Genomic DNA, 16,811 nt, shown 5'->3' on the forward strand with positions numbered 1-16,811 from the left:
CGGATGGAGGCCTGTCCCGGGAGGGGCCAGCCCGAGGGGGGCTGGAGCGGGCGACGCTGGCTGGGGAAGGGTTGCGGGACGTGGTGGGTTTCGGCCCGTCCGGTTGGAACTCGACAGTCACCGGGCCATTGAGACCAACCAGGCGTCCGCGCTCGGAGGCATTCCTGGCCTCCGGCGGGACGGGCGCGGCGAGGGCTCGCAGGGCGATTGGCGTCCGCGGCTCCTGTCACTCTCGTGGCCCCTCGAAGAAGGACCGCCCTTTTGACCCGGAACCGTCTTCTCTCCTCGATTTGCGGGGCCTTGCTTGCCCTGTCCGCCACGGCTTGTGGCGCTGACTCCTCTGGTACGACGTCCCCCGGTGGTGGCACCGAGTCGCCTCCCGAGCAGCCCCAGGTCCCCACGCCTGACCCCACGCCCACTCCGGACCCGACGCCCACGCCGGACCCGACGCCGACGCCCAATCCGGACCCGACGCCGACGCCCAATCCGGACCCGACGCCGACGCCCGATCCAGACCCGACGCCGACGCCCAATCCGGACCCCACGCCCGAGCAGCCAGGCGCGGACGCGTTCGGCGTGACGATGCTCTATCCCTCCAAGGCAGGGGGCGAGGCCTGGTCACTGTCGGACAACCCCACGTCGGACTCGCGGTTCGATCCCCAGGGCACCATCACCCGCAACTCGGATGGCTCCTGGAAGATGAAGAGCAGCCAGGTTCGCATGGGGGTCACCACGTCGACGGGTTACTCGGCGGCGAAGATCCCCACCTATGACCGGGACGTGCTGGCCAGCCGTGGCTACATGCAGGCGGCGAACGATTGGAAGAACCTGGAGATGACGGGCTTCGTGAAGCTCAACTCCGCCTCCGACGGCTCGGACAACTTCGACTGGTATGCGCGGGGCGGGAAGCACAACGACAAGGAGTCGGGCTGCGAGGGCAGCAGCTACAAGGGCGGTCTGCACTACGACGGCCGTGCCCGCTGGCAGAAGGAGACGTGGCACGTGTCCTACGAGCAGGCGCCCTACAAGCCCGCGACGTCGGCGTTGAAGGGCCGCTGGGTGGGCTTCAAGGCGGTGATGCGCAACACCACCGTCAGCGGCAAGGAGGCCGTGAAGCTGGAGCTGTACGTCAACGAGAACGCCGACAAGGTGACGTGGAAGAAGGTCCACGACATGGTCGACGCGGGAGACTGGGGCGGTGACGCCGAGCACTGCGGTGGTTCCGTCGGTCCCATGCCCATCACCTGGGGTGGCCCCATCGCCACGTTCCGCTGGGACAACGCGGAGGACGTCGACTTCAAGTGGCTGTCCGTTCGTGAAATCCAGCCGTAGTTGATGGGGCGTCACGGACCGCGGTGGACGCGGCCGTGTCAGGGCGCGGAGGGCGGAAGCCTTCCGCGCCCTTTTTCGTGTCCGGGGGCTTCATGTCTCCGCGCCAACGAGGTGCGAGACCCCAAGGCAGGTGGCCGGAGTGTCCGGGAACGCGCAGCCTTCTTCGCGCCGGCGCGGGAGCGGACGGCATCCGAGGGTGTGGGCGCGGCGCTTCGCCGGTCCACTTCGGGCGAGGGGCGGCGTTCATGCGAATCACCTTCCTGGGCCATGCGGGCTTCGCCGTGGAAACCGCGCGGAGCGTCGTCGTCATGGACCCGTGGCTGACCGAGCGGGGCGCTTTCGACTCGGCGTGGATGCAGCTGCCGCGCAACCACCACCTGGCTCCGCGCGTGCGCGAGCTGCTGGAGACGCCGGGCCGGGAGCGCTTCCTCTACGTCAGCCACGAGCACAAGGACCACTTCGACCCGGAGTTCCTGGCCACGCTCCAGCGCCGCGACTTCACGGTGGTGATTCCTCGTTTCCTGCGCTCGGAGCTGCAGGACATCTTCGCGAAGTACGGCTGCAAGCGCGTCATCGCCTGTGAGGATGGCCGCGAAATCCCCTTCAAGGGGGGCTACCTCAAGCTCTACGTGTCGGAGCAGGGCACCAACCGGGACTCGGCCGTCATGGTGCGAGGGGACGGCCAGTGCTTCATCAACCTCAACGACTGCAAGCTGCATGACCGGCTGGCGCGCATCACCGAGGAGGAGGGGCCCATCGACGTCTTCACGGCCCAGTTCTCCGGCGCCATCTGGCACCCCACCTGTTACGAGTACTCGCCGGAGACGTACGCGGCCATCTCGCTGAAGAAGCGCGACAGCAAGTTCGAGGCGGTGGCGCGGGCGCTGGAGGTGGTGCGCCCTCGGGCCTACCTCGCGTCCGCGGGGCCCGCGTGCTTCCTGGACCCGACGCTGTTCCACCTCAACTTCGAGAAGGTGAACATCTTCCCCAATGCCACCACGCTGTTCCGGTTCCTGGAGCAGCGTCTTCCGGGGGCCGCGTCGAAGTACCTGGAGCCGATGCCCGGGGACGTGCTGGACATCGGCTCGCTGGATTTCGTCTCGCTCGACCAGGAGCGCGTGACGGAAGGGGGCTTCGATGCGTACCTCCGGAAGTACGCGGACGACATGGCGCCGCTGTTCCGGGAGCGGCGCCGCAACATGCTGCGCGCGGAGGTGGATGAGATTCACGCGCGGCTGCGCGTCGAGCTGCAGCGCAAGCTGGACCTTTTGGACCTGCACGAGCGCGTGGGCATGCCCCTGTACGTGGAGCTGACGGAGTTGCCGGAGCGGTTGTTGCGGGTGGACTTCAAGGGCCGGCGCGTGGACGAGGTCTCCGAGCTTCGCGAGACGACGCGCTACACGATGAAGGTCTCCGCCGCGGACATGGTGCGAGTGCTCGACAGGAAGCTGACGTGGGAGGACTTCCTGCTGTCGTTCCGCCTGCGGCTGAGCCGGTCGCCAGACGTCTATGAGCCCATCCTCCATGGCTTCCTGGGGGTGGAAATCGAAGACATGCGCGCCTTCTGCGAAGGCGTGCGCTCCACGGAGTCGCAGCGCGAGCGGACGGTGGTGTCCGTGGGGCAGAAGCGCTTCTCCGTGCAGCGGTTCTGTCCGCATCAGGGCGCGGACCTGGCGGAGGGCTGGGTGGAGGAGGGCAAGTACCTCGTCTGTCCTCGCCACCGCTGGCAGTTCGACCTGGACGACGGAGGTCGCTGTTTGATGAATGGCTCCACGCTCTGCGCGGAGCCGGCGACGGACGCCGTTCCCGAGGAGACGGAGAAGCCCACCGTCCCCGCGCCAGTCGTCGAGCCTCGCGTGTAGCTCGCGGACGCGAGGTGTGAGGTGGGGCGCTCAGGGCTCGAAGCTGACGCCGCCCTGGGCGAGGAATGGATGCCAATGGACGCCAGCCTCGCGTTCACGGTGACGTTCTGAGCTCCCGCCTGACCGAAGCACTCGATGAATCAATGCCGCCCGAGGGTTTCCATGGATGGCTTGGAATGGGCTGGCAGGAGGAGCGTCTGACCCGCTCGGGAATCCCTGGGTTCTGGTGGATGTCTGTCTGTGTATCGGAATGAATCCGGGGATTCATGGGAGCCGGTGGATTCATCGGGCGTCCCTGGGTGAAAAGGTGAGCCCGGCGGCCGGTATGGGCGGTATTTTCGGTCCGCCATGTCTCATGCCCCCAAGCCCCCGAAGAAGATGGATGTCGCCAGGCTGATGAAGAAGGTGGACGGCCTGCTCGACGAGTCGCCGCCTCAACTGGATGACGCGGTTCCCCTTCTGCGCCAGGTGCTGGAGGCCGAGCCAGAGCGACTGATGGCGTTGCACTCCCTGAGCTGGGCGCTGGACGCCTCGCGTCGCACCGATCCGCGTCGCTGGGAGCGAACGCTGAAGGCGGAGCACTGGAGGGCCAGGGACCGCGTCCTCGAGCTGACGCGAGGCACCCGGGCCGGTGGCGACCTGAGCGATGCCCAGCGGGCGCGCTCGCTGGCCCTGAGCCTGTGGGCGGAGGAGGTCGTCGGGGGCAGTCCCACGGACGCCCAGCTCGACGCCGTGGAGGCCGCGTTGGAGGAGGCCGAGGGGCTGCGCCCGCTGCCGGACCATGCGCGGGCGCGCCGGGGACTCGACGCCTGGCGCACCTTGCGGAAGGGCCCGGGGACGAAGGGCTACGAGAAGCTGCTCGCCGTGCTGGAAGCGGCGCCCGAGCAGCGAACCCTCGACGTGGAGGACGACGGCCCGGATTGCTTCAGCGGTCTGCAGGGGGCCTTCTCCGACGAGGGCTTCGTGGCGTGGCTGCGAAAGCAGAAGCCGGCGGCGCGGCCCAAGGGGAAGAAGGCCCGTCAGCTTGACGCGGGCCTGCTGCTCGCGGCGGGGCAGGACGCCGCCCCGTTCTTCGGCCCGGGCTTCGGCGGAGGTCGAGTGGCCCGGGTGCTGGCCTTGCGCGCGCTGGGCGCGAACCTGGACGTCCAGGACGAGGATGAGCAGGGGCTGCTCCACCTGGCCGCCCGCGTGGATGACGCGGCGCTGGTGCGGGAGTTGCTCGCCCTGGGACTCTCCACGTCCGCCGTCGCCGCCGAGTCGGCCACGCCGCTGCACCTCGCGGCCGAGGATGGCGCGGTCTCCTGCATCCCCGTGCTCGTCAAGGGCGGAGCCCAGGTGGACGCGCTCGACGAGAATGGACGCACCCCGCTCTTCAACGCCCAGGTGCCTGAGGTGGCCCAGGCACTGCTCGACGTGGGCGCCGACCCCAACGGGGGCGACGGCTGGACACCGCTGCACCAGCACGTGTGCTTCCTGGACCGGGAGCCGGTCATCGAGCTCCTCCTTCGCGCGGGCGCGGACGTCACGCGCAAGGACGCGGGGGAGAAGACCCCCGCCCAGGAAGCGCTGCGCCACAAGAACCCGCGGCTCGCCGAACTCCTGGGGGCGCCGCGGCCGCCGGGCGGAAGGAAAGCCACACTGGCGAAATGATGAGACTTGGTTCGCCCCGGCGCTTGCGGGAATCCCGTATGTGCTGGGGTCGGACGTCGATGTTTGTGGCATTCCATGTCACACGCCGCCAGCTGAGAGGCATTGTTTGTAGCGCTTCATGTCACATGAGGGTCCCGCCTGCCGTGGGTCGTGTGTGGTATGACTGTGTTTGGATGGATATTGACGCCGGGATTGAAACGCCTGTGCCAGTCGTGTCAACGTCAGACGAATCACATATCGTGTTCCTGGGTGTCATCGAGCCCGATGCCACCTCTCTCCCAATCCGGAGGTATGTGATGTCTCTGTCGAGAATCGCTGGCAAGCAGTGGCTGTGGTTGTGCGGTCTGCTCGGAGGCGCGGTGGTGCTCGGTGGCGGCTGTGGCGCGCCTGACGCGGAGGTCGAGCCTCAGCCCTCCGTGGAGCAGGCGCGTCCGCTCGTCCAGTGTACGCCCTCGTCGACGGGCCTGACGGCCTGTGGCGTCGTCACGACGGCCACGGGCGCGCCGGTCGCTGGCGCGATGGTGGACCTGCGTGGCATTGGGACGCTCACGGCCGCGGATGGCTCGTTCTCCGTGTCCGCGCCGGCGCCGATGGGCTCCGCGCTGACCATCACCGCGCCGGGGTACATGCCCCACGTCGGCGCCATCACGCGCAACGTGCTCGGGGCCCGGTTCGTGCTCCACACGCTCCACCGTCAGACCTTCACTGGCGGCACCCCCACGGTGGCGGACCCGCGCAGCGGCGCCTCCATCCAGGTGAACCTGAGCGCGCTCCAGGGCCCCTCCGGTGAGCAGCCCGTCCCCCCGTTCACGGTGGGCGTGCGCTACATCGACACGGGCCTGCTCGCGATGCCGGGCGCGGACGCCGCCATCAACCGCGCGGGCCAGACGGTCTTCCTGGAGTCGCGTGGCGCCATCTACACGGAGGTGCGTGACGCCAAGGGCACCCTGCTCAAGCTGCGCGCGGGCGCGACGGCCCGCATCTTCATCCCGCTCACCAACGACATGGCCGGCTCCGCGCCGAGCTCCATCGCGCTGTGGTCCATGGGTGTCGGCACCAACGTGTGGAACCAGCAGGCCGCCCCCGCCACGCGGGCGCCCAACCCGACGCAGTGCGGGGTGCGTGAGACCGTCACGTGTGACCCTGACGACTGCAGCCGCATCTCGTCCACCGGCTTCGGGGGCAACACCAGCGAGATTGGCTTCGTCAACGCGGACATCGAAAAGACGAACCCCGCCTGTCTGCGCGTGGTGGTGAACGCCGCGTCGCTGCCGCCCGGCACCGTGCTGCCCATCTGCCTGGAGCTGGAGATTCCGATCCCCACCGGTGGGACGCAGACGCGCAACATGTGCGTGGGGGCGGGCACCGACGTCCTCTACAACCTGCCGGCCAACGTCAACGTCACCGTGCGCCAGGCCTCGGGCTTCGGGTGTCCGCCGCCGCCCAGCGGCAGCGTGACGGTGAACACGGGCGCGCCGTGGGGCGGCGCCGGCGTGCCTGCTTCCCCCGGCCAGTGCAACGGCGTGCTGACGCTGCCGCCGCTGCCTTGACCTGAGTCGATGGTTGCAAGGGGCTCCGGCGTGCTCGCGCGCCGGGGCCTTGTCGTCGCCGAAATGAAGGGTGCCGTGTCCGGAAAGGTCGCCGTCCAGCAGCCGACAGCCATCCGCGACTGACAGGCGATTACGAGCCCCCGCCCGAACGGAGACCATCCCGGCCTCCGAATGCGTGCCATTCCCACAGGGCGAACCCCCTTCCGTCGACGTCGTGTGGCTGTCATTGGCGCGGGGGTCGCGCGCGACGCCGTCATGCTTGTTCGGGGCGACTGCTGGGGAGCGCCTCGCAACGCCGCGGTGACCGTCGCGCCTTCCATGCCGCCAGCCCTGCCGCTGAGTTCCCCGCGCTCCGCGCTGCTCCAGGGCGCGCTGACGGGCCTGGCGCCGCCGCGTGGTTTTTCTGTCCGGGCTTGATGCGTGCTCGGGCTCGAAGCAGCTTCACCACCCCAGTCGGAGGTATCCCAGATGAGGGATGTCGCGCATTCCACCCTGTCTCTCCATGAGTCCCGAAGCAGTGCGGCGGAGCTCGTCCGGAGCATCCTGCCCATCCTCTATGGCGTCGACGAGCGCCCGCCTCGGGCGGCCGCGACGAAGCACTACCATCCCGATGCCACCTTCCAGGATCCGCTCCTCACGGTGCAGGGAATCGAGAGCATCCGGCGGCTCGTCTACGTCAACCGGACGTTCCTCACGGACTGCCGCATCGTGTTCGGGGATGTCGCGGAGACCGTCCGTCCGGACGGCTCGCACGTCGTGCTGGCCGACGTGACGTGCACGCTGGTCTTCAAGCACTTCCTCCTGTGGCGCCCCTGGCAGAAGCTGGTCGGGGATTCCTTCACCTATCAAGCGGTGCACAAGGTCGTGCTCGACGAGGACCTCAAGGTCACCGCGCATGAAGAGCATTTCAGCGTGAGGTCCGTGCTCGATACCGTCCCGGTGGGCCGCGCGCTGTATGCGGCGCTCCGCAAGGTGGATGCCGGCTGTACGTCGGACTTCGGCTACACGCTGAACCAGTACATCGCCGGGGACCGGTCCATCCGCACCGTGCTCTGAAGTGTCGCCCGAGCGCTTCGGCCCTCGCCGAGGCGCGCCGGGACCCGACGCGAGGGCTTCGCGCGAGTCAGGGCGTCCGGGCCAGCGTGTCCGCCTTGAGGTGTCCCAGGTCCGTGCGAGCCCCGCCCTCGATGACGAAGGGGCGCTTGTCGAGACTCCCCTCCATCGTCAGGAAGTGCTCTCCCGGGGGAAGACCCGCCACGATGAAGCGCCCGTCCGCCCCCCGGAAGGACATGGGGTGGTAGATCCAGTCGTCGACGTTCAGGCGCGGGCCCACGACATACGTCCCCTCCTGGGTGACGTCGACGTGGCCGACGACGGCGCCGGTGTCCTCCAAGCGGATGTCCGCGACCACCCTCTGGCCCTCGGTGGCCGTGACGGTGACGCTGCCGGCGCGGCCGTCATCGAGCCACGCATGGACGACGGTCTGCGTCCCCACGACGGGATTCACCACGAAGGCCGAGCCCTCGAAGCGGATCTGGCTGAAGTAACGAGGGCTCTGACTGCAGCCTCTCCAGTACTGGGTGGGCTTCATCACGGAGATGCGTGCCCCCTTCGCGGGCGTGCCGTCCGGCATGAGGACATGACCCGCCAGCTCGAAGTAGTGCGGCACCGGAGGATGGGGTGGCCCGATGGTGACTCCGTGGACGTTCGAGTCATACGGAACCTTGATGGACAGCGGGACTCCGGGGGCCAATTCCACCTTCTTCCATCCGTCGAGGGTCGACCAGCCGTGGACGCCGCTCACGTGCGCGGTGTGGCTTCCCACCTCGACGTTGCCGGTCCAACCGCCATCGTCCTGACGCCGCAGCGGAACGCCGACGGAGACGGATTCGATGACATCCACGTTGTTGGACTTCTTGAACCGGGACCAGCGGCGATTGCGGCTGCGCGAGGGTTGGACTGTCACGGTGGTGAAGCCCGCGAACTGGATGTCCAGCCGAGCCTCCTCTCCCGCTTTGACGTCGAGGTCGCGACCCAGCCCCTGGCCCTCGGGGGAGAAGGGATGGATGTAGACGGGGCCCGGCGAAACGCCATCCAGGCGGTAGTGGCCTTGCGCGTCCGTGATGGCCTGGGTGGGCATCCACTTCTCGACTGAGCGCTCGCCCCTGGCCATCAATCGCACCCCCTGGGCGGGCGTCCCATCGAGCTTGCGCACCTGTCCGGTGACGGTGGCGCCGGGAGGCAGCGCCAGGTGGGCGGTGATGGTTCCTCCGGCGACGAGGCCCACGTCCGGCTCGCAGTCCTCGCCGTGCCCCGCGCCGCGCGCGCAGAGGTGGAAGTGCCCGGGGAGCGCGGCGGGGAACCGCGCCAGGCCCTGCTCATCCGTGAGCGCGGACTCCAAGGGATTGGCCAGGTCGACGGGCTCGCGAATGATGGCGACCATGGCTCCCGCGAGAGGCCGCTGGTCCTGGGCGGAGACGACGCGGACCTCCGCGAGTCCCGTCCCATCCCGCGTGGGCGGCGTCAGTGGTGGACGAGGCCTGGGCGCGGAGGGGCTCGCGGGAGGGGCCGTGGGTTGGAGGGGGACGGGCGTGATGGCGGCCGGAGGAGGCGGACGGATTCGCGCCGTCAGCTCCTGGCGCAGCAGCGCGGCGACTCCAAGGGCCGTCACGACTCCCGCGGTCGCGACCCAGCCAGCCTTTGCACGCATGATGTGGACCTCCCAGGCTCCTCGCACCCGCGCAACCTGGGCGAGACAGATGAGACTACCATTCCCGGGGTCGTTCTGGGCACGGCCGCCGGGGTCTTCCCCGCTGTGAAGGGCGAAGGAGTAGGGTAGGGTGTCCGCCGTTCCCGCACCCTCGGATTTCTCCACCGCATGTCCACCGATGTTCCTGTTTCAGGAGAGGCGCCGCTGCCTATGTCCCTGGGCGCGCGGTTGCGCGTGCTGGGCGCGGAGCTGGCCTTTCCCGTGGGGCTCTTCTTCTTCAGCCGTCTGGCCTTGTTGCTGCTCGCGCGCGTATCGCTCGCGTTCGACAACAGGCTCCACCGCGCGCCCTTCCAGCAGGTGGGCCCGGCGGGGCTGGATGCGTTCTGTCGGTGGGACTGTGGTTGGTACATGGAGATCGCGCAGAAGGGCTATGAGCGCCCCCAGGCCACGAACTTCTTCCCGTTGCTGCCCATGTTGGGGCGGTGGGTGCGAGACGCCACGGGCCTGAGCATCCAGGTCTCGTTGGTGCTGGTGGCCAACGTCGCCGGGTTGTTGGGACTCATCGTCCTGTATCGGCTGTTTCGCGCGCTGGAAGGCGAGGAGACGGCCCGTGTCTCGCTGCTGCTCTTCACGGCGTATCCCTTCGCCTTCTTCCAGTCCGCGGGCTACCCCGAGTCGTGGATGGTGTTCCTCACCGCGCTCGCGCTGCTCTTGAGTCTGCGCGGCCGTCACTGGTGGGCGGCGCTCGCCCTGGGCTTCGGCGGTCTGGCGCGGCACCTGTCCCTGGCGGCGGGCCTGTCCCTCTTGTTCCAGCAGGTGCGCTCTCGTGGGGGCGGGCTTCGGGCGTGGTTCCACCGCGACATGCTCGCGCTGGCGATACCGCTGGTGATGACCTCGCTCTACTTCGTCTTCCTCTGGCGGAAGTTCGGAGACCCGCAGATCTGGTGGAAGGTGCGCGGAGGCGAGTGGGCGGGGGCCTGGGCGGGGCTGCTGACCTGGTGGAAGGGTGACTGGGCGCCCGAGGTCAGCCTCTACGTGGCGCTCTCCTTCGTCCCCGGCGTGGGGGCCTTGCTGCTCCTGGCGCGCCGGCGCTGGTGGGCGCTGGCGGCCTTTGGCGTTCCGCTGATGCTCGTGTTGTGGATCGTCGGGCTGGTGGGCCTGGGCCGCTACAGCGCGGCCGTGTGGCCCGCCTTCCTGCCCCTGGGGGCCTGGCTCGGCCGGCACCCCGCGCTGCGAGGGCCCGTGGTGCTCGGCTTCGCGCTGTTCCAGGGCATGCTCGTCTTCCTCTTCGTCCACGCGTACCCCATCAACTAGGGCCGCAAGGCGAGTGCCCCTCTCGTGTCAGTCGAGGGGCAGGAAGTCCGGCCGTGATGCGCTCTTCGACATGGGGCCGGTGGGCCCGTCGTTGAGGACGCACTCCCCCGCTATGGGCTCGGAGACCTCGCAGCCCGACTTCGGATTGCCCCAGCGCTCGGTGCGATTGAGCCACGCCAGGCTCCCCTCGAAGGTGCCCGGCGTGCGCCAGTCGAACGGCACCAGGGCGCTCCACGTGTCCCAGGCGATGCCGCGTCCGGTGTCATCCGCCAGGAAGTCGCCGTTGGGCAACTGCCGGTAGATGTGCCGGGCCGCATCCGCGTAGACGCCGTGGGAGCCCTGGGCGGAGAAGAGCTCCGGCCGCCAGCCCAGCAAGCCCATGCCCTTGTCGCCATAGGTGAAGGTCTGCCCGTTGGAGTGCTGGCTCAGGTAGACCTGCGCCGGCCGGCCCTCCACGAAGCGCACCGTCGCGTGCTCCCAATCCCCCACGTGGTTGCCGAAGGTGGAGTAGCCCCCCACGCAGCCCCAGGGTGAGTACCAGCCAATGCAGACGCGCTTGCCATTGTTGTACGGGTAGAACATCCAATACACCACGTCGGTCGTGGACGTGGGCAGCCCATTCACGGTGCGGGTGATGAGCTCCGCATAGACAGGCACGGGCGCCTGGTTCGGCCGCTGCCCATCCAGGAACTGCGGGTCCGTACACGAGTCACAGCCCAGGGCCTGGTTCGTCACCTGATGGCCGCCCTCCACGTGGACGTTGGCGAGGTGGAACTCCGTGGAGGAGGGGAAGTACGCCTCGCCGGGGTGCATCCACACGCGAGGGGCGAAGGCCGCCGCCGTCGCGGCGCTCACGGGCAGCCCCTGGAGCTCCGGGTGCGCCGTCGCGCTCTTGTTGAGGGCCCAGTAGCGACTGCCTCCCGTGTCGGAGTGGCTGGGCCGTGCCACGAAGGTGGCGACAGGCAGTCCCCGGTGGTCCCTGGCGTTGCTCTGCCAGAGGCCCACGTCGTTGTTCGCGCCAGAGCCGCTGTCGTTCCACACGGCGCCAGGGTCGGCGGCCACCACGTACTCGCTCTTGAGGCAGCGGATGAGGTCCGTGGAGGGCTTGCCGTAACCCAGCACCCCGACCGCGCCCAGGCAGGTGTAGCCGGCGGGCGCCACGGGCTCCCAGAACGAGCCATCGTGGGTTCCTCCGGAGCCCTTGTCGTCCCAGACCCAGACGTAGTCCACGGGGCGGGCGAGCAGGTCTCCCTCGCCCTGCACCACGAGCGCTGTCGCGGGAGTGGGGCCTCCGCCGCCGTTGGGCATCGCGACATCGCCGAGTGAGTAATAGCCGGGCGCCTGGGCGAGGTTGGGGCGCCAGATGGAGACGTCGTTGTTGGAGCCCGTGCCGCTGTCGTCGTAGATCCACTGGAAGGTCGACACGGGCTTCAAGAGCAGTCGCTGGCTGAAGCGCACCGGCGCCCTGTCGGAGGCGAGAGTGAGGTCCGCGCTCTGGCCCGGTGAAGCGGTCGCCGCGACGAGCTTGTAGGTGCCCGGGGCCAGGGAGAGGGACACGCGCGCGCCCAGGTTGCCCGCGCTGTTGTCGTCCTCCGCGAGCACGTTGCCGCTGGCGTCGAGCAGGTAGAGGTACGCATCCACGGACGAGGTGAGGGTGAAGGTCACCGTCGCCGTGGGGCCCGCGTGGTCGACGAAGAACGTGCGGTTGCCGGGATGGGTGGGATTGCGTCCACCAGAGCCGAGCCATCGCCCATACACGGTGTTACCCTGGAGTCCCGTGAGGGCGGCCTCCGTGTCGCGCGGCGACGTGTCTTCGACGGCCTCCAGCGAACCGCCACACCCCAGCGCGCCCACTCCCAACGACGACAGCACGAGCCAGCGGAGTGAACCCAGACGTCCAGCGAGCATACGGGCCTCTTCATGTCCCTGCGTGGACGCGCAGGATGCCCTCAAGTCTCTTCAAGACACCAGTCTGGCACCTGGAAGGAATGCGTCAGGGTGGGGGGACTCGGAGCTGGAGCGTCAATCGCACGTTGTCCGAGCGCAGACCCACCGGGCCGTCGAGCGCGAGGGCCTCTGGGGGAAGGTCGCCCTCCCAGACCAGCGAGTCGTCCGCCCAGACGCGCAACGTCACTCCGGCCAGCTCGGCGCGCAGGGCGTGTTCCTCTCCCTTGGAGGGCGCGCTCACCGCGCTGCGTCGGAACGGGCGGACGGTGACATAGCCTCGATTGCCACAATCACTGCTGTGGTGCTGGTCGGGGTTGCGCTTGTAGTTGACGACGACGTCCGCCTTCGGAGCGAAGCGCCACATCACGTACAGCACGTTGCAGCCGTCGCGCGCGCGCAGCTTGAGGCCCACCTGCTGTCGCTGTTCTCCGGACTGCAGGGCCCGCTGCTCGCTGGAGGAGCCTCGGAGCGAGAAGCGCAGCTCCGCGCGTGACGTCGTGTTCGTGCCGGGAACGATGGCTCGCAGCCGTGCGCCTTCCACGTCGAGCCGTCCATCGGTCCGCTCGCGCAGCGCGCCCTGCGTGACCCGCAACTTCGACAAGGGCACCAGGGCGAAGGTCGTCACACGTTCCTTCTTCCGCGCGCCCGCGCCTCGGATGGCGCCGGGACTCTGGGCGTCACCGGGCGGAGGCCGAGCCCACCCGAGGACAGAGAGCACGCCGAACCCCAGACAGGCCACGAGGACACGGCTCGGGGCCCTGGCTGACATCAGGGACGCGTCGTCCCGAGGAAGGACGTGAGCGCCTCCACGTGCGCCGTCAGGTACGCCTGCTCCGCGCGCAACCGTGCCAGCTCCAGGAGGAGATAGTCGCGGAAGCGGCGTATCTCCCGCGTCTGGAGTGCCTCCACTTCGCGAAGCTGTCCCTCCAGGTCCGACACGAGCGCGGAGACCTCCCTCAGCCGAGCCTCCTCCGTCCGATGCCGCGAGCGCAGCTCCACAAGCAACTCGGAGATCTTCTGATGCACGCCGTCCACGTCATTCGTCGTCGAACGTCGACGACCGTCGCGGGCCCGGGCATTCGCCTTGCCTTGCCACAGGTGGCCCAGGTCATACGTCAGCATGACCTGCCCGAAGAGGGGGACTTCCTGCTCCACGTCGAAGACCTCGTCATACCCTCCGCGCACGCTCAGCTCCCACGCCTTGGCGCGGCGCAGGCTTCCGGTGGCGACCTCCACCGCGTCATCCGCCGCGCGCAGCTCCTCCAGCAAGGGCTCCAGTCGCTGTCCGCGAGGAAACTCGGGGCGCGACGCCAGGCGCTCTCGCGCCAGCGCGGTGTCCGTGCTCAGGGAGCGCAGGTTGTCCAGGCGCACCTGCATCGCGTTGAGTTCTTCCAGCGTCGCCCGGCCGTCCCGGAGGTCCGCGCGCAAGGCGTTGACGAGCTCCTCGGCGCGGGGCAGGGCGTCCTGGAGGACGCGGGCCCGGGCTTCCAGCGCCGAGTCCTCACCCAGCCCCATGCCCTGTCTCACCGCCGCCTGGAGCGAGGAGAGCGCCTGGTGTCGGCGGCACTCCGCCGCCGCGCGTCGGTGAATCTTGTGGCTCCGGTACAGGCCCACGAAGTCGTAACTCAGGCCCGCCGTCACCCGCAGCTTCGGCTTGCCCAGCGGGACGCCGCCCTCGGCCTCACCGGTGTTCACCACGCCAAAGCTGCCGAACACCTCGGGTGCCAGCTCCAGCGCGGCCTCCGCGTCGCCCAGTCCTTGAACCCAGTCGCAGTAACCCGCGGCGCGCTGCTCCACACTGGCGTCGGGAGTGGCCGGCTCGGTGGGCTGCTCCGCGTGAGCCGCCGGGGTTCGCGCGGCGAGCAACACCAACACGCCACAAGTGAGAGTCTTCCGCATGGGGCTTCTCCACGTCTTCATGTGCGCATGCCCTCACAGCACCAGGGGCGCGCGGCCCAGGTGCAGCAGGTCCTCGCGCGCCGACGCGGAGTCCGTGAGCTTCACCTCCACCATCACCCCGCGCAGCATGTGCTGACGGATGGGGTGTTTGATGGAGACCTCACCCTCCAGCACCCGGCCCACGACGCCCACCTCGCGGCACCAGACGACCTTCGCGGCGCACGCGAAGAGGGGCGTGCCCACGGCCGCGTTGTTCAGGTTCTCGTAGGGCACGAAGGCCACCGTCAGGTCCTTCTCGATGGCGCGCAGATAGGGCGAGGCTCGCAGCGACACGATGAGCGCCTCGTAGCGCTGGGACACGTCGTCGAGCGCCTTCAGGTCATGCTCCAGGCTTCGCAGCGTCGCCACGGCGCGGGCCTGCTCCAGCACCGAGTGCGTGTACTCGCGCTCCAGGAGCAGCACGTCCGGAGTGATTCCCACCGGCGTGCCGTCCTTGCCCATGCCGTTCTGCACCGCCGTCAGCCCCGCGAGCTCCCGATGGAGCGAGTCGACTCGAGTCTCCATGTCCACCGTGGTCTGCGCGAGGGCCAGGTTGCTCTGCGCCAGCTGCGCCAGGTGGTGATTGATGGTGAGCTTGTCCTCCTGCTGGAGCAGCCGCGCGCCATACATCGCGTCCGTGCGTGCGCGGGACAGCCCCGCGTAGGCCCGGTTGGACTTGAGGATCTCCTCACGGGCCCGGCCGTACTCATGGCGCAGGGAGGCCAGTCGCTTCGCGGCGCGGTCCTTGGATGCACGCTCGCCGCGCAGGGCCACCAGGAAGCGCTGTTGGAAGGCGCGCTCCGCGGACACGGTGCGCTCCGCATCCTCGATGCGGTTCTCCACCGCGCGCCGCTCGGCGACGACGTGGTCTCTCGCCGACGTCTGCGCCGCGAGCTGCGTGTTCAGTGAGAGGATTTGCGGGTCCGTGGGGGACACCACCGTGGGCGTCACCCAGCCATGGCTCAGGAGGAAGAAGCCCTGGACCGCGAGGAAGGACACCAGCGCCGCCAGGATGATCCCCAGGAGCACCGAGCCCAGGAGCTTGTACGTGGACACGGCGATGGCATTGATGCGATTCGCGACACGTTGGTTCATGGCGAGCCCTCTCCGGCGGGGTTGGGCGGCAGTCCGCTCCGGTTTTCTTCGGTGGAGGGAGCCGGGGCGACGCTGGGGCTGCCCCGCGTCTCCCAACTCCCGGAGTCCAGTGTCAGCAGTGCCAACGGCGTGAAGAGCGCGTACGTCACCGGCATCAGCAGCGCCATGGGCAGGAAGCACGCCCCATGCACGCGCCGGTCCTCGGGCAGATGCCGCGTCTCCAGTCGGTAGATGATTCCCAGCAACCCGATGACGAGGAAGTGGAACGAGAGGATGTCCAGGAACTCGCCGGTGAGGACGTTGTGGACGATGACGACGGGGTAGGCGAGCAGCAGCGCGAGCTGGGACACGTAGTGGATGGTGATGACCGGGTGCAGGCGCCACGCGTGGGACAGGCCGCCGAGCAGGTCCACCAGGTTGGAGCGCCGCCACCGCAGCTGCTGGGAGAAGTAGCCGGCCAGCGTCGCGGGCGCGGCGGTGAAGCAGAACGCGTCCAGCGTGTAGACCGTCTCGTAGTCGTGCTTGACGATCTGCCGCGTGAGGAACCGGTCCTCGCCGTATTTGATGGGGATGCCGGCGATGGAGCGCGCCTCCAGGATGGGCTCCAGCTCCAGGAGCACATGCCGGCGATACGCGGTGAGGCAGCCGGACAGACACATCACCTGGCGGAAGCTGCGCTCCAGGTCCTTCAGCCACTGCTGGGCGAAGTGGAACTTGATCTCCACCATCCGCGTCAGCCAGTTCTGGTGCCGGTTGGTCACGTACGTCCGTCCGCCCACGGCCGCGATGCGGGAGCTGACGAAGCGGCGCACGAGGTTGCGCACCGCGGAGCGGTCCACGATGACGTCGGAGTCCACCGAGACGATGATCTCCGCGTCGACCGCGGCCTTCACGCCCCGGTTGATGCCCTTGCGCTTGCCCATGTTCTCCGGGTTGCGCATGACCAGGACATTGGCGTGTCCCTCCGCGGCCTTCAGGGCCCACGTGTAGCTGTCATCGTTGGAGCAGTCGTCCACCACCACGATTTGCAGCAGGTCGCTGGGGTAGTCCTGCTCCAGCAGGCTGCGGATGGCGTGGAAGATGCCCTTCCCCTCGTTGAAGAGGGGGATGACGATGGCGACGCGAGGCCGGTACGTGTCGTCCACCCGGTCGATGCTGGACCCGCGCAGGCGCCGCAGGAACGGACCGAGGATGTAGCGGTTCATCAAGACGACGATGAACAGCAGTTGGATGGGAAAGAGCTCCATCAGGTCCCGTCCCCCATCACGCCGCCACCCCTTCCCCGTGGCGGCCCGCGCCGCCCCCATTTCTCCCATGAGGGAGCGGGGGGAAAGTTGGTGGGGGTTGGGCCCACGCCAACTGCCCCCAGGGACGGTGGAAGGGGATTGCTCACCCAGGCGTCATCGCGCGCCG

At 68.9% G+C, this 16,811-nt stretch carries 12 protein-coding genes; 6 read left to right on the forward strand and 6 right to left on the reverse strand.

Annotated features, from left to right (window positions below; translation table 11 throughout):
* The first annotated feature begins 261 nt into the window (after positions 1-261).
* From HUA78_RS31355 to HUA78_RS31375, 5 genes are all read left to right on the forward strand, one after another.
* Positions 262-1,332: a carbohydrate-binding protein gene (locus tag HUA78_RS31355; RefSeq protein WP_174455297.1), complete on the forward strand. Its 1,071-nt coding sequence runs from the start codon at positions 262-264 to the stop codon at positions 1,330-1,332.
* 245 nt (positions 1,333-1,577) lie between these two features.
* Entirely contained in the window at positions 1,578-3,194 is a 1,617-nt protein-coding gene (locus HUA78_RS31360; protein WP_174477805.1) for a Rieske 2Fe-2S domain-containing protein, read from the forward strand.
* 348 nt (positions 3,195-3,542) lie between these two features.
* Positions 3,543-4,844: an ankyrin repeat domain-containing protein gene (locus HUA78_RS31365; protein WP_254614415.1), complete on the forward strand. Its 1,302-nt coding sequence runs from the start codon at positions 3,543-3,545 to the stop codon at positions 4,842-4,844.
* Positions 4,845-5,140: 296 nt separating this feature from the next.
* Positions 5,141-6,394, forward strand: coding sequence for a carboxypeptidase-like regulatory domain-containing protein (locus HUA78_RS31370; protein ID WP_174477806.1), 1,254 nt, complete (start codon positions 5,141-5,143; stop codon positions 6,392-6,394).
* Positions 6,395-6,862: 468 nt separating this feature from the next.
* Entirely contained in the window at positions 6,863-7,450 is a 588-nt protein-coding gene (locus HUA78_RS31375) for a hypothetical protein (RefSeq protein WP_174477807.1), read from the forward strand.
* 67 nt (positions 7,451-7,517) lie between these two features.
* On the opposite strand, the gene HUA78_RS31380 is transcribed toward HUA78_RS31375, so the two are convergent.
* Positions 7,518-9,104 carry a carboxypeptidase-like regulatory domain-containing protein gene (locus tag HUA78_RS31380; protein ID WP_174477808.1) on the reverse strand — a complete coding sequence of 529 codons (1,587 nt, stop codon included), beginning with the start codon at positions 9,102-9,104 and terminating at the stop codon, positions 7,518-7,520.
* A gap of 210 nt (positions 9,105-9,314) precedes the next feature.
* Here HUA78_RS31380 and HUA78_RS31385 point away from each other — a divergent pair, with 210 nt between their 5' ends.
* Complete coding sequence (locus HUA78_RS31385) at positions 9,315-10,418, forward strand: mannosyltransferase family protein (protein WP_254623984.1); 1,104 nt, start codon at positions 9,315-9,317, stop codon at positions 10,416-10,418.
* A 27-nt stretch (positions 10,419-10,445) separates the two neighbouring features.
* Here the strand turns inward: HUA78_RS31385 and HUA78_RS31390 are convergent, their stop codons facing one another.
* From HUA78_RS31390 to HUA78_RS31410, 5 genes are all read right to left on the reverse strand, one after another.
* The gene (locus tag HUA78_RS31390) at positions 10,446-12,326 is read right to left on the reverse strand and encodes a Vps62-related protein (RefSeq protein ID WP_174477810.1); all 1,881 of its coding nucleotides are present in this window, start codon (positions 12,324-12,326) and stop codon (positions 10,446-10,448) included.
* Positions 12,327-12,411: 85 nt separating this feature from the next.
* A complete protein-coding gene (locus HUA78_RS31395; RefSeq protein ID WP_371745697.1) occupies positions 12,412-12,990 on the reverse strand; it encodes a hypothetical protein in 579 nt (192 codons plus the stop codon).
* A gap of 143 nt (positions 12,991-13,133) precedes the next feature.
* Complete coding sequence (locus HUA78_RS31400) at positions 13,134-14,264, reverse strand: hypothetical protein (RefSeq protein WP_174477812.1); 1,131 nt, start codon at positions 14,262-14,264, stop codon at positions 13,134-13,136.
* Between the two features lie 33 nt (positions 14,265-14,297).
* Positions 14,298-15,398 carry a hypothetical protein gene (locus HUA78_RS31405; protein ID WP_174466169.1) on the reverse strand — a complete coding sequence of 367 codons (1,101 nt, stop codon included), beginning with the start codon at positions 15,396-15,398 and terminating at the stop codon, positions 14,298-14,300.
* A complete protein-coding gene (locus HUA78_RS31410) occupies positions 15,395-16,645 on the reverse strand; it encodes a glycosyltransferase family 2 protein (RefSeq protein ID WP_174466168.1) in 1,251 nt (416 codons plus the stop codon). Before HUA78_RS31410 ends, HUA78_RS31405 begins: the two co-directional genes overlap by 4 nt.
* Positions 16,646-16,811 lie beyond the last annotated feature (166 nt).

It is taken from the genome of Myxococcus sp. CA033, assembly GCF_013336625.1.
GTDB lineage: Bacteria > Myxococcota > Myxococcia > Myxococcales > Myxococcaceae > Myxococcus > Myxococcus llanfairpwllgwyngyllgogerychwyrndrobwllllantysiliogogogochensis.

Coding starts and splice junctions, on each gene's coding strand:
- HUA78_RS31370 (WP_174477806.1), top strand. CDS start 5,141: ATGTCTCTGTCGAGAATCGCTGGCAAGCAGTGGCTGTGGTTGTGCGGT.
- HUA78_RS31360 (WP_174477805.1), top strand. CDS start 1,578: ATGCGAATCACCTTCCTGGGCCATGCGGGCTTCGCCGTGGAAACCGCG.
- HUA78_RS31375 (WP_174477807.1), top strand. CDS start 6,863: ATGAGGGATGTCGCGCATTCCACCCTGTCTCTCCATGAGTCCCGAAGC.
- HUA78_RS31390 (WP_174477810.1), bottom strand. CDS start 12,326: ATGCTCGCTGGACGTCTGGGTTCACTCCGCTGGCTCGTGCTGTCGTCG.
- HUA78_RS31400 (WP_174477812.1), bottom strand. CDS start 14,264: ATGCGGAAGACTCTCACTTGTGGCGTGTTGGTGTTGCTCGCCGCGCGA.
- HUA78_RS31385 (WP_254623984.1), top strand. CDS start 9,315: ATGTCCCTGGGCGCGCGGTTGCGCGTGCTGGGCGCGGAGCTGGCCTTT.
- HUA78_RS31410 (WP_174466168.1), bottom strand. CDS start 16,645: ATGGAGCTCTTTCCCATCCAACTGCTGTTCATCGTCGTCTTGATGAAC.
- HUA78_RS31405 (WP_174466169.1), bottom strand. CDS start 15,398: ATGAACCAACGTGTCGCGAATCGCATCAATGCCATCGCCGTGTCCACG.
- HUA78_RS31365 (WP_254614415.1), top strand. CDS start 3,543: ATGTCTCATGCCCCCAAGCCCCCGAAGAAGATGGATGTCGCCAGGCTG.
- HUA78_RS31380 (WP_174477808.1), bottom strand. CDS start 9,104: ATGCGTGCAAAGGCTGGCTGGGTCGCGACCGCGGGAGTCGTGACGGCC.